At 33.6% G+C, this 13,698-nt stretch carries 10 protein-coding genes and 1 tRNA gene; 4 read left to right on the top strand and 7 right to left on the bottom strand.

The window, feature by feature from the left end; genetic code table 11:
• Position 1 precedes the first annotated feature (1 nt).
• The 5 genes from AAGD91_RS00610 to AAGD91_RS00590 form a co-directional block, all read right to left on the bottom strand.
• Positions 2 to 1,498 (bottom strand): TrbI/VirB10 family protein, encoded by a 1,497-nt coding sequence (locus tag AAGD91_RS00610; RefSeq protein WP_341821104.1) that lies wholly within the window; start codon positions 1,496 to 1,498, stop codon positions 2 to 4.
• Positions 1,499 to 1,514: 16 nt separating this feature from the next.
• Complete coding sequence (gene virB9 / locus AAGD91_RS00605) at positions 1,515 to 2,315, bottom strand: P-type conjugative transfer protein VirB9 (RefSeq protein WP_341821473.1); 801 nt, start codon at positions 2,313 to 2,315, stop codon at positions 1,515 to 1,517.
• Positions 2,302 to 2,982, bottom strand: coding sequence for a type IV secretion system protein (locus AAGD91_RS00600; RefSeq protein WP_341821103.1), 681 nt, complete (start codon positions 2,980 to 2,982; stop codon positions 2,302 to 2,304). The genes virB9 and AAGD91_RS00600 overlap by 14 nt, the downstream gene beginning before the upstream one ends.
• A 72-nt stretch (positions 2,983 to 3,054) precedes the next feature.
• A complete protein-coding gene (locus tag AAGD91_RS00595; RefSeq protein WP_253309361.1) occupies positions 3,055 to 4,137 on the bottom strand; it encodes a GTP cyclohydrolase II in 1,083 nt (360 codons plus the stop codon).
• 31 nt (positions 4,138 to 4,168) lie between these two features.
• Positions 4,169 to 4,256, bottom strand: a tRNA-Leu gene (locus tag AAGD91_RS00590).
• A 190-nt stretch (positions 4,257 to 4,446) separates the two neighbouring features.
• Between AAGD91_RS00590 and AAGD91_RS00585 the strand changes: the two genes are divergently transcribed.
• On the top strand, positions 4,447 to 5,712 hold the full coding sequence (locus AAGD91_RS00585) for a metallophosphoesterase family protein (RefSeq protein ID WP_341821102.1): 1,266 nt from the start codon (positions 4,447 to 4,449) through the stop codon (positions 5,710 to 5,712).
• 27 nt (positions 5,713 to 5,739) lie between these two features.
• On the opposite strand, the gene dnaA is transcribed toward AAGD91_RS00585, so the two are convergent.
• A complete protein-coding gene (dnaA, locus tag AAGD91_RS00580) occupies positions 5,740 to 7,122 on the bottom strand; it encodes a chromosomal replication initiator protein DnaA (RefSeq protein WP_341821101.1) in 1,383 nt (460 codons plus the stop codon).
• Positions 7,123 to 7,447: 325 nt separating this feature from the next.
• On the opposite strand from dnaA, the gene AAGD91_RS00575 reads away from it, so the two are divergent.
• On the top strand, positions 7,448 to 8,221 hold the full coding sequence (locus AAGD91_RS00575; protein ID WP_341821100.1) for a glutamine synthetase: 774 nt from the start codon (positions 7,448 to 7,450) through the stop codon (positions 8,219 to 8,221).
• Here AAGD91_RS00575 and AAGD91_RS00570 read toward each other — a convergent pair.
• Positions 8,189 to 8,788 (bottom strand): hypothetical protein, encoded by a 600-nt coding sequence (locus AAGD91_RS00570; protein ID WP_341821099.1) that lies wholly within the window; start codon positions 8,786 to 8,788, stop codon positions 8,189 to 8,191. The two genes, AAGD91_RS00575 and AAGD91_RS00570, sit on opposite strands and share 33 nt — an antisense overlap.
• A gap of 175 nt (positions 8,789 to 8,963) precedes the next feature.
• On the opposite strand from AAGD91_RS00570, the gene AAGD91_RS00565 reads away from it, so the two are divergent.
• Both AAGD91_RS00565 and nusA read left to right on the top strand, forming a co-directional pair.
• Positions 8,964 to 12,038 carry an efflux RND transporter permease subunit gene (locus tag AAGD91_RS00565; protein ID WP_341821097.1) on the top strand — a complete coding sequence of 1,025 codons (3,075 nt, stop codon included), beginning with the start codon at positions 8,964 to 8,966 and terminating at the stop codon, positions 12,036 to 12,038.
• 88 nt (positions 12,039 to 12,126) lie between these two features.
• Positions 12,127 to 13,689 carry a transcription termination factor NusA gene (gene nusA / locus AAGD91_RS00560; protein ID WP_341821096.1) on the top strand — a complete coding sequence of 521 codons (1,563 nt, stop codon included), beginning with the start codon at positions 12,127 to 12,129 and terminating at the stop codon, positions 13,687 to 13,689.
• Positions 13,690 to 13,698 lie beyond the last annotated feature (9 nt).

Below are 13,698 nucleotides of genomic sequence, written 5' to 3'. Positions count from 1 at the left end.
TTCATTGATTTAATATTGCCTGTGAAGGAAATACTATATCTTGGTTAACAAATACTTTCAATGCGGTGCCTTGATCGACATAAATAGTTGGTTTTTTATCTGTATATCTGCCCACTATATCTCGCATGTCTTTAGAAAAATCATTGATTGACTTCCCGATTGCTTCATCATAAACAGATTTGCTTCTTTTCTGAGTTTGCCTCAACAGTTGACGTACATCGTCTAAAGTTATACCGATATTGTCACTAGTAATTGCATCAACTCCACTAGCTCCAGAACTTTTTATCACACTTACTATTTCTTCCTTTATTATTCTCAGTAAATCCTGATCACTTTTAGCATTCCGAATTTTTTCAATAGCCCTAAGACCCAATTTCCATTTTTCGTCTCTTACCTTCCCAACTTCAGTTTTTATAGCATCCTCCAATCTCTCAACAATAGCCCCTTTGAGAGAAGAAATATCTATTTCAGTTGCAGTAATAGACTTCACTGCATCCATGGCAGTTAGCGCATCGATAAGATTAGAGGCCTTTTGTCCTACAACAGCTGAACCAATTGAAACACCAGCAAGTGCCACTGAAGAGAATAATGCACTTACTATTTTATTATCAACTATTCCTGCTATCCCTGCTCTACCAAGCTCGTCAGTACTAAGTGATGAGATGGCAATATCTATTCCATGTGGCATAATCACTCTGTTCCAGTTTATATTTACACGAGATTTAGCAACATTCGAGTCAAATGAATAATTGCCTATCAATCTTGAGCCTTTAGGTATTAAAACTGTATCACCAGTTTCTGCATAAACATCTCTACTCACAATAGCACGCAGCATTCCTTGCAGAGCAGAGTTTATTGCAGTTTCAAGAACAGCATCAATAATTTTACCTTGAGTAACCATTAAACCAAGCTTTCCTACTCTGGTAGCTTTGCTCGATTGTGCTGAAGTGTCAGATAAAATAGCATCAGCAGCCTTATTCTCTCCACCATCACCTGAAATTGTTAACATTTGTGCACTACGTCTGTCTCTAGGATAACCGCCACCCCCTATTGTAGGAAACGAGGTAGGTAAATTGCCCATAACATTACTAGAAGGAAAATTTTGCTTTGGCAAAATAGGTATATTTGACACAGGAGTTTCTTTTGGTTTCTCTTCTTCTTTTCTAATTTGTTTTATTTCTGGTATGATTGGTGGTGTAGGAAGAGGGGGTAAGGGTGGTAAGGGATCAGTTATTATTCTTTCAGGAACCATTACATTATCTGGAACTTGTTCCAACTTTCCCTTCAATTCTTGAACATTTTGCTTTGTTTCCTCTTTTTTAATAACTTCTGAACCCTCTTTATGAGAAGGACTAAAATAGAGATAATACACTCCACCAACCAGAAGCACTAAAATAATGACCATCAATGCCCTATGACCTTGATTAGAGCCAACTGTTACTACCTTGTTCTCTATTTCTGATTCATCTTCTGAATTGTTACGCCTTTCTTTATTCATATTGCATATACCACAGCTAAAGTGACCTATTTATAATTTCAACTTCACCATCTTCATAACGCATAAATAGCTTTTTATGTACTCCTTTTATTATAACATAATCATCAAATAACAGCCTTTTACAAGGTTTATCCTTCTCTTCTACAAAAATCTGAGGTATTTTATTATTATTTCTAAATTTTAAATAGGTTAAATAACCATCATCAAATAGCTCAATCGGAACTATATCCGCATTACCACCTTCATCAATATATGTATAATTGTACTTCGTATCATTTTCTTGTATTATTTTTTCTGGCTTGTCTGTAGTATATTGCATTTGAGTAGGTAAAGAAACCTCATCTAAATCAACATCAAATTCACCTTCTTCTTGAGGATAATAAAAACGTACTACGTAAGATATATCCTTTTCAGCAGAATAATCGTGACCCACTTTCTTAGCATCAGTATCTGGGTATTTATCGTAGTTTGGCCTTGAGATTAAATCAAAAATGTAATTTCTTTTTTTAGTTGTTGTAATAATCATGTTAGTGCGACTACTAACTTCAAATGGCATGATAAGCAATTTATTGTCATAAGGATTAATTTTCCAACTTGATGCATCACCAACAGCGATATTTTTAACTTTTTCTCCTTCCGCAAATTCAATATAAGAATAGTAACCCTGACTAAAAACCACCGTAAATACTTCATTAGGGCTATACACAAAAGTCTTTATTCTACTATCTACAGAAATAGGCTCATTATAATTAATGGATGCGTTTAAATTGCCACTTACAAGTAAAGCTAAAACTAATAATATCCTATACATATTCATCATCTACTCTATATGAAATAACTTGAAATCCTAATGGGTTAATATATCTTTGCTGATCATCCATTTCAAGCGATGCATATCTATATGACATAATAACTATCTTATTTTTTCTTGTGGAACTTCCATCTTTCCGTATAAATTCCACAAAAAACCTCACCTGAAGAGCATCGTTACCCAATTTTTGAATTGAGCGAATTTTAAATTCACTTTTGGTATCTGAGTACAAATTAAAAAGATCATCCATATTCTGTGATCCTACATAATTTCTAAATTCATTATACACATTAGGTGAGGAAAACAACCTCACCTTTGTATAATAGTTATAATTATAATGATATGGATCAAAAACCTCCCTTGCTTTTATATAGTCTGAAATAAAATAATCGTTTAGCGCTTCATTTGCAGAATATTGTTTTACTGTGACAGGATCAACCAATTGCACTATTCCTGATTTCTTGTCAATTTCTATAACAAATGGCTCAATAGTGCTACTTGTGCTAATTTTAAATATGACTAATATGCTGATAGAGATCGTTGCTAATAATATTAATGCAAATAAAAGTAGAATATTCCTTTGAGCAATAATTGTGCTGTAGCGGTTTGAATTCCAATCTATATCCTTATCTAAGGATTCAGTATTTTTTTCTCGCTTAAAAAATCTTAGCATTTTAGTATTCCTAAAAATCTTAACTTATGTTAATAAACATAGCAAATTAACAAAGTAGTTACAATAAAAAAGCTAAAAAACTCTTAATCTATGGCCTAGCTTACCAAACTTTGTCTCCATATATGAATCGTTATATTTATTACGTTCCACAATAAGTGGTAGACACTTTGTAACTCCTATACCACTACTTTCCAATTCTGACAATTTCCTATCATTGTTTGTAAGTAATTGGATTTTGTTAATGTTCAATTTATTAAGCATTTTAGCTGCAACAGCAAAACTCCTTTCATCATCTTCAAAACCTAATATTCTGTTTGCATCAACAGTATCAAGATTATGTCCTCTTTGCACACTGTACGCTCTTAACTTATTAGTTAAACCAATGCCTCTTCCATCTTGCATCAAATACAATATAATACCACTTCCAGAGTCAGCTATCATTTGAATTGCTTGATGTAACTGACTTCTGCAATCGCATGATAAGCTATCTAACAAGTCACCCGTATAGCACGAAGAATGAATTCTTACTAATGGTTCGCCATCTTTATCTGGATTGCCAATGATAATTGCATGATGTTCTCTTCCACCACTTTCTGTTCTATAAGATATGATATTTACTTCTTGAGTCTGTTTTAAAAATAATGATGTTTTGCACACTTCATATACATCCTGATTTTCTTGAAAATTATTTATGAATGACGTGTCCAGTGCAATAACGTCATTTTTCTCGCACCAATTTCGCATTTCATGGTTATTCTCAAAAGTCATATCAGCCACTAACGCGTATGGCAATAATTCTGAGAACTTAAGCAAGGCAATAGCACATTCATCTATTGTCTTTGAGCATTGCAACTCTCTTATGCAATCTTCCTTTGAACAGTTTATTAAATGGAGCAGTTCATCAAAATTATTCACCAACAGACGTTTGCTGTTATGTTCTTTATTCTGAGATATGTATTTTACCTTACTTGAAGTTAAAGTAACATATACATTACTTGATATAAGCTTGTATTGATTAAATAAATCTCTTTCTAAAGCCTCAGCAGCAGCGAACAATAGGTAATTACTTTTATCATATATTACAATTGGCCGGCCGCGCCTGATTTCGCTGATAGCTCTTTCTACCTTATTGCTACTCTGATTTCCTATAAACATTTTTACCCATATTAAGCAGCTATGAAAAAACTGGTGCGGCCGAGAAGACTTGAACTTCCAAGGCCTTATGAGCCACAGCGACCTCAACGCTGCGTGTCTACCAATTCCACCACGACCGCACTATATTCTAGTTCTTATATAATTATTTTAAATTATTTAATCACTTTAGAATTTTTCATCTAGAGTGTCAATCTGATACTAGAATAATTTAGAAATTACTTGTATAATTTGATTATGAATTTTGTGATTATAAATTTTAATCATTTAAGACAACCTTACTACTAATTTTTAACTTAGGTTTTTATACAAATGAATGTAGCTAATATCTTTATTTTTTTAGCTCTATCTCTTATAACCAGCTTTCATTCTGTCCATGCACAAATATTATACACATGGTCTCAAGTTATTCCAGAAAATAAATTAAGCATACGTGCAATTACAGACAATGACATGTGTCCCATTGTTTATGTCGATGGCGAGGAAATAGAAATGCTGAATCGCAGCTCAATTAACAATGGTGATCATAACGAAACAGTTTGTGAACTGACAGTACAAACAAGTGCCAAAAACATTAGTATTGAGGATCTACGAGTTCCTATACTACCAGAAAAGGTTAATAAAATTGCTTTTATTGGTGACACGGGTTGTAGAATAAATATGTTATTTCAGCAGGAATGTAATTCGGTAGATAGCTGGCCTTTAAAAAAAAATTTAGATTCAATCGCCCTTCATAAAACAGATTTAATTATCCATGTTGGTGATTATCATTATAGACAAACAAAATGTAGAAATACAAAAAAGTGTGGCGATATTTATGGATATAATAAAAAAGCTTGGTACGCTGATTGGTTTGAGCCTGCAAAGGATATTTCATTACAATCCCCTTTCCTTTTTGTTCGTGGAAACCATGAGAGTTGTAATAGAGCTTATGAAGGATGGTTCAGGTATCTAGATTCATACCCCTTTTCGTCTGAAAAATGTGGAAACTTCCTTTCTAGTTGGTCCTTAGATGCTGGACCGATGAAATTTTTTATCTTCGACTCTTCATCCGGTGAGGATATTTTTACAACCCAAAGCACAATTGATGCTTTTGAAAGGCAATTTGATAAATTGATACAAGATAAGCCCACGTGGTTTTTAACTCATAAACCGCTTTGGAGATCTCCAAAAAAAGAATTTTTGACATTAAAAAGCCATGGTAATCTTACACAAATTGAAGCTTTTGGAGATAAATTTCCAAGCAATGTCACTACCATAGTTTCTGGCCACATTCATATAGCCCAGATTTTATTAATGGATAATGTTCCAGACCAGATTATAGTTGGAAACGGTGGTGCATTATTACACGCTCAAGATCAAGAGCCTGTTTATCAAAATGTAGAATTTGACTATTCAAATGGTAGAAACTACTTAGCACACGAGGTTAGAAACTTTTTCGGTTTTGGCTTTGCAATACTAAACTTAGATGATCACAAATTTACCTTCTATAATCAACACAATAAGGAAATGTATTCTGCGAAGCTAACAGAAGATTTTAAACTTAAACGGATTAAAACTATAGTCGATTCATTTTAGGACTTGTTATTAGCTATTTTAACAACGCTACTTAAACATTTTTTTTAATCGATTGATTTCATCAGCAAATTTTGAGTCGGTCTTTATAAAATTTTCTACTTGTTTTACTGCATGTATAACGGTAGCATGGTCTCTGCCACCAAAGTTTCTCCCAATATCTGGTAGGCTTTTTTGCGTAAATTTTTTGGCAAAATACATAGCTATTTGTCTTGGTCTTGCAAGACTGCGAAGTCTTCTATTGGATTGCATACCTGCAACCTTTATATTGAAAAATTCAGCTACTTTCTTTTGTATTTCTTCTATTGTGATTGACCTATGATTTGACCTAAGAAGATCGATTAGGGTTTCACTAGCTGATTCTACCGTCATACTTCTTCCAATTAATGAGGTATGGGTAACCTTATTTAATGCTCCTTCTAATTCTCTTATATTAGATTTTATGTTCCTTGCTAAAAACTCTAGGACATCTTTCGGAACATACATATTCATCTGCTCCACTTTTGCCTGCAATATACCAAGCCTTAATTCAAAAGTTGTTTCATTAATATCTGCCACCAACCCCCAACCGAGTCGTGATCTTATTCTTTCTTCCACTCCATCAAGATCACTAGGAGACCTATCAGCTGATATAACCAATTGCTTATTTTGGTCTATCAATGCATTGAAAGTGTGAAAAAATTCTTCTTGTGTACTATCTTTACCACTGATAAATTGCACATCATCTACCATCAATACATCTACTGATCTAAATTGCTCTTTAAATAACATAATATCTTTGCTTCGCAGCGCTGTAATATATTGGTACATGAATTTCTCTGCTGATAAATATACTACTTTTCTTTTTTCTGATGGGGAATTGACTATGTGCCAAGCTATAGCATGCATTAGATGTGTTTTACCAAGTCCCACTCCACCATATAGAAACAAAGGATTGCTGCCTAATATTGGATCTATAGATTCTGCCACACGCTTTGCCGCCGTAAATGCTAATTCATTTGGCTTTCCCACTACAAAATTATCAAAGGTGAACCTTGGATCCAGAGGCGAACCAAGATTATGATTACTTTCCTCTCTGTTTTTTAGTATAACATTAAAATTTGAATTCCTTTCCTCAATTACTTGAATATCAATAGAACGTATGCTTTTATCTTCGCTTTGCCATAATGATAATATTTTTTTCATGTAATGAACTGTAATCCACTCTTTTATAAACCTTGTTGACACGGATAAAAGAACTTCCCCATTTCTGCTACTGACAAATTTTAGCGAACTCAGCCAGCTGTTATATGTTGCTTCTCCATAAAGATTATAAAGACAATTTTGGATTTTTTCCCAAGTAACATTGTGATCCGTTACTGTAATAATCTGATCAAAAAACATAGTAAAAACCTTAGGGCTAGTTAAGTTCATATACCATACCAAGAAAAAAGCAACAATTAGAAAATATAAGATAATCAATAGCTTACTGCAAAATGAAAAGCTAATACTACTTAATACATACTAAAAATTATGGTGATTTTTTGATGAGTTGTAAAGGGTATAAAAACACTAAAATTGATCATTTTTATTTCAAAAAAATGAAAAATTTGTAAATGTCGCTTGTATCGAGGATTAGAAGCATGCTATTAAAAATAGTAATACATTATGTATAAATAAGATGTTAAATTTACTGGCAAATAAGTAAAGTATTCATATAAATATAGCTAACCTAATATAGATTTACTGAAGCAAATTTATGATTATATTAAGTAATTTGAGTTGTCATGCTGTATTCGGTATTGAACTAGAGTTTTACATTGAAGGAATAGAAAAAGAATATTTATTTCTGAATAGCATCAAAAATAAAATAGCATTTCTTGAATTTTCTTGCGAGAAGGAGAATTCTACACATCAATATGAGATAAAAAGTGGTTGTTATACGAACTCCGACAATTTAATTAAGCATTTTGAGTTAGCAAAACAATTACTTACTGAAGTAGCACAAAAACTTGGTGGGAACGTTTCTTTTAAAGCAAAGCCTTATTTGGATAGAGCAGGCAGTGCATTAAATGTGCATGTTAATCTCGTGAATTCAAATAACGATAACTTATTTTATATCAATGAGCAAAAGTATAGTGATTATTTGATTCATAGTATTGGCGGATTATGTGCAATGATGAAAAAACATATGTTGTTTTTTGCTCCAAATGATGATTCATATTTAAGATTTCAGTACCCGGATATTCACACTCCAACTACGATTAGTTGGGGAGTAAATAACAGAACTGCTGCGATAAGAATTCCCTATTTTGGCAACGATTCCAAAAGATGCCGCCTAGAGCACCGTGTTCCTGGAGCAGACTGTAACCTTGAAAAAGTACTCACAGCAATAATTGAAGGTATAGTTTTTGGTATAGAGAACAAAATTGCTCCGCCAAATAGGGTCTACGGCATTGCATCTGATTCTCAATATAAGATGGAGAGCTTAATACAACAACTACATGTTAAACCCCTTTGCTGGCCGTTCTAGCACTTCCCTCACATCATTATTTACCCCATGCTGTAATAGCCAATCTGCAGGAGATAGTTTTCTCTCAGGTTTAGATTCTATACTAATATTTGCACTTGGTCTTTCAGGAAGTGGATTACCAAGCGCATCCATGTGTTTAGGTAAAGGTTCCATAACAATATTTGTAGCACTAGAAACGGAATGACTATCTTTAGTATCAGCGCTTTTAGAAAGTGAATTACCTTTGAAATCCATATGTTCAGGTAGTCCATTTTTCATTTCTTCTTGTGCTCTTTTATTTTTTAATTCTTCTGCTAGCTCAGTTTCAGTTCTTTTTGGTTCTTTTACGGATATTTCCGTATCTTTTTCTTCACCTTCATTTTCTGAAACACGAGTAATTTCAGCTTTAGTTCTTATTTTATGAATCAGCAAAAGTAATAAGTAAGTAACTGCAGCAGCAGAAACGATAATGGCTATCTTTGCGGCAATGTGGATTGCTGTTAAAAATATTAAAGCTGATAAAGCTCCAGCTAATCCAGACACAATAACTTTTCTCTTGCCTTTTGTTACATTTAAAATTGCCACCATAATAACCTCTCAAATACTGTTCTAGAATTATTATACAGAAATTTTCTTATACTTGCAATTTTGCGAAAATTTTAATTATTTGCGTAAAGTTTTAAAGCTATACAAGGATTAATTAATATGCAACGTATCTCGACTATAATATTGTACAAACACACATATTTAGTTAACATTCAACATGCAGAGTTTACTTATAGAGCGAAACAGGGCGGTGGTATTATTACTTATAGTAATTTTTATCTTCGGTTCATACGTTTATGTAAAAATGCCAAGGGAAAGTAACCCTGATATACAGATTCCTATAATCAGCGTGTTTGTTGGACTTCCTGGGATTTCTGCTCAAGATAGTGAAAAGCTATTAGTGCTGCCTATAGAAAATGAACTAAGATCCATCGAAGGTGTAAGAGAATTGAGAGCTTTTGCAACTAATGATGGTGCTCACATGATACTCGAATTTGGAACAGAGTATGATAATAAAGAAGTGCTCGATAATGTCCGTTCAAAGCTTTCAAACATAAAATCGAAGTTACCTGTTGAAGCGGAATCTCCGATAATCAATGAAATAAACTTGAGCTTATTTCCGATACTCAATGTCGGCTTAATTGGTAATTTGCCAGAAAGAGCCTTAACTGAAATAGCACGCAAGCTAAAGAAAGAAATAGAATCTCTGCCAAATGTTCTCAAAGTTGAAGTGGCAGGTATGCGTAAAGAAACAGTGGAAGTTATAATTGAGCCCACAGTTCTAACAAAATATAACATTCAATCAAACGAAATATTCCAAGCTATATCAAGCAATAATAGACTAGTGGGAGCTGGGTCACTGGAAAATGATACCGGTAAATATTCGATTAAAATATCAGGGTTATTAAAAGATATAGAAGATATTATGAATATTCCTATTAGATCTCAAGGCGATGCAGTTTTGAGAATCAAAGATATAGCAAAAGTATACCCTAGGTTTGAGGATCACGAAGGATTTGCTCGCATTAATGGATTACCTAGTGTCGTGCTAGAAATTTCAAAACGTAACGGAAAAAACATAATAGACACAGTAAATCAAGTAAAATACTTAATGGATAAGGCAAAAGATCAATTACCTGAAAATTTAAAAGTGGTGTACTTAAATGACCAGTCAAAAAACGTCCGCGATGTGCTTAATGACTTGGAAAACGGCATAATATTCGCTGTGTTGTTAATATTGATCATAATGATGCTTTCTATGGGAACAAGGATTGCTATTCTTGTGGCACTCTCGATACCCGGTTCCTTTCTCATTGGGATAATAGCTCTTTACTTTATGGGCATAACCTTAAATATCGTTGTGCTCTTCAGTTTAATCATGGCTGTTGGCATGCTGGTTGATGATGCAATTGTGATCAGCGAATATGCCGATAGAAAGATGATCTGCGGAATGGACAAAGTAGAAGCCTTTCACACTTCAGTTCGTGATATGTTTTATCCGGTTCTATCATCGACGTTAACTAAATTAGCAGTGTTTTTTCCTCTATTATTCTGGCCTGATACTGTTGGTAAATTCATGCAGTACATACCAATTACAATAATTCTAACTTTGACTGGATCGCTTATTATGGCTTTGGTTTTTATACCAACACTTGGTGCAATATTTGGTAAGCCTTCAATAACTTCAAAAAAAGAAATAAAAAAAATGAGTGCTATAGAAAGTGGTGAGATAAAAAATGCTGGGCCTATAATAAGAGCTTACATACGCATGCTAGAGAAGGTTTTAGATCATCCTAAAAAATTCATATGTGCTACTGTATTCGTCCTGTTTTCATTTAGTGTGATGTACTTTACCTTTGGTCCTGGAGTGAAGTTTTTTCCGAAAGTGGATTCAGATAATATTTTAATCATTGTTAAAGCAAAAGAAAGCTTATCAGCCAAAGAACGAGATCTGATACTCAAAGAAGTGGAAGAACGCATTTTGAGCGTTGAAAAAGAAATTCATGTTTCTTATGCTAGATCAGGAGCATTTTCAGACAACGTTATCGCCAGAATTCAACTAGAACTTATGGATCGGCGCTTCAGGCGGAAAGCTAAGCACATATTAAACGATATAAGAAGCAGTGTGCAAGACATGAAAGGAATAATAATTAATGTTCAAGAGGAAAAGTTAGGACCGTCGGCTGACAAGCCAATACAAATTAACCTCAGCGGAAGTGCATCCAATCTGAATTTAGCAGCAGAGAAAATTCTAAAAATTATGGACCAACCTTCATCCGAGTTTATAAATATTCAAGATAGCAGATCAGCACCTGAAATAGAGTGGAATATGAGTGTTAATAAGAGTAAGGCTACAAGTTCTGGAGTAAGTGTTGCAACCATTGGCGATTTTATAAAGATGGTTACAAATGGAGTGTTGATTGGAAAATATAGACCAAATAACACGGATGAAGAAATCGATATTGTACTCCGTTTCCCCAGAAGGGACCGCAACATGAAGACTATAGATAATCTTTTTATCAATACAGTTAATGGCCCGCATCCTATGAGCAACATAGTAAAATATGCTCCCGAAAAAAAGGTAAACAAACTAAATAGGATTGATGGATTACGTACAGTGACAATTTCCGCTGATGTGGATACAGGCTATCTTGTTAATGAAAGAGTAAAGTTCATTCAGAATTCTATTGCCCAGGATTGGGACAAGGGAGTAAAAATTGATTTTAAAGGCGACAAAGAAGATCAACAAAAATCAGGAACATTTTTGTTAAAGGCTTTTATATTAGCAATTACACTAATGATATTGGTATTAGTGACACAGTTTAATAATGTATACCATACATTTATCGTAATGACAGCAGTGTTTTTATCCACAACATGTGTGTTTTTTGTTTTCTTTCTTATCCAACAAGTTTTCGTAGTTGTTATGTGTGGAGTGGGGATAATTGCTTTGGCAGGAATTATAGTAAATAATAACATACTATTGCTTGATGCCTTTCGTCACCAAATTAAGGTACACAAAAATGACATCAAGCGATGTGTAATAAACGCTGCAATTTCCCGCGTTAGGCCAATATTGCTTACCGTTGCAACCACAGTTCTTGGTTTAATACCGATGATTACCAGGTTAAATATCAATTTTTTTACGCTACAAATCAGATATGATGCTCCATCAAGCCAGTGGTGGGTTGACATTTCAACAACCATAGCAAGTGGAATATTGGCTGCAACGGTCTTAACTTTATTCTTTACTCCGGCGTTGCTTGTCATACAAAGACATGAAAAAACTTGACTTAAATTAGCAATCATTTAACATTTAAGATAGCGTTCTTTGCCCGTTGAAGCTATAATTATAACTAATTACATTGGATTTATTTATTATGATTGCTAATCGTAAAAGCAGTGTTAAGCAGAAAAGTAACAAGAATAACATAGTTGGAAGCCTTGATGTAATAAAAACAGCAGGAGAACTTTCACTTCAAAAAGGTTTAGATTTTAATGTTGTAATAAAGGCACTAGAAAATGCTATAGAAGCAGTGGCTTATCAAAAATATGGTAGCAAAAGTAAAATTGTAGTTAATATAGATAGAAATACAGGCAAAGTTACTTCATACAGAAAACTAAAAGTTATTGATGATGAATCAAATGAAGAAGAGAACACTGAGTATGAATCAATTACGCTGACACAAGCTAAATTAATAAAAGGAGATGCAAAAGTTGGAGATACTGTTAGTGAATTGCTCTCTCTTAACACTGATCTTGCTTCAGCAAGGATTGCCCAGCAAAAGATTGCTCAAATAATTAAAGATGAAGAGTCAAAAAAGCAATATGAGGAATTTAAAGATAAGGTGGGAGAAATAAGGTATGGTATTGTTAAACAAGTAGAATATTCAGATCTTATTATAGACATAAATGGCACTAGGGCATATCTTCCATTGCGAAATTTGACCGGTGGTGAATCATTTCGTGAAGGCGATAAGGTTAAAACTTACATACAGACCGTTAAGCGCTCTGATGATGGACGTCAAATTATTCTTTCTAGGACTCATGAAGGCTTTTTAGAGGCATTATTAAATCAAGAAATACCAGAAATTGCTGACGGGTTAGTAACAATTAAAGGTATAGCTAGAGACGCCGGCTCAAGGTCTAAGGTTGCTGTTTTCTCTCCTGACAAGAACATTGATCCAGTAGGTGCTTGTGTTGGAGTTAAGGGAGATAGAATAAAAACTATTATACACGAATTAAATGGTGAAAAAATTGACGTTATAAATTACTCCTCAGATTTGGGTCAATTTATTATTAAAGCCATTACTCCTGCAGAAGTATCGAAGGTTATTATTGATGAAAATGAAAATTGCATAGAGTTAATAGTTGCTGAAAATCAATTGAGTTTAGCTATAGGAAAAAAGGGCCAGAATGTAAGATTAGCTTCAGAGCTTGTTGGATGGAAAATTGAGATATTAAGCACTCAGCAAGAATCAGAAAGGCGAAGTAAAGAACTTAGTCAATGTTCAGCTTTATTTGCTGAAGCTTTAAACTTAGAAGAGATTATGGGTCAGCTATTGGTAACAGAAGGTTTTTCAAGCGTAGAAGATATATCCAACGCTTCAATTAAAGAGCTTGCTTCAATAGAGGGCTTTAATGAGGATATTGCAAACGAACTTCATAACAGAGCAAACAAGCACCTGAAAGCAGAAAATGATAGAAAAATAGAAGAGCTAAAAAGTCTAGGTATGGAAGATGATGTAATCAATTTAACTTTATCAATAGACAATAAAATTGCTCTTAGTAAACATGATATTAAGACTTTAGAGGACATAGCAGATTTATCAAGTTATGAGTTTTGCAGCATACTCTCTTCCTCATCTGATAGTAAAGAAAATCTAAAAGATACAGTAGACTCAATAATCATAGAAGCACGTAAAAAGCTTGGGTTAATATAATAAAATAAT

The sequence above is a fragment of the Wolbachia endosymbiont (group A) of Myopa testacea genome, assembly GCF_964027115.1.
Taxonomy (GTDB): Bacteria; Pseudomonadota; Alphaproteobacteria; order Rickettsiales; family Anaplasmataceae; genus Wolbachia.
The sequence above is the reverse complement of the archived record's forward strand: the minus strand, read 5'-3'. Positions and strand labels throughout refer to the sequence as shown.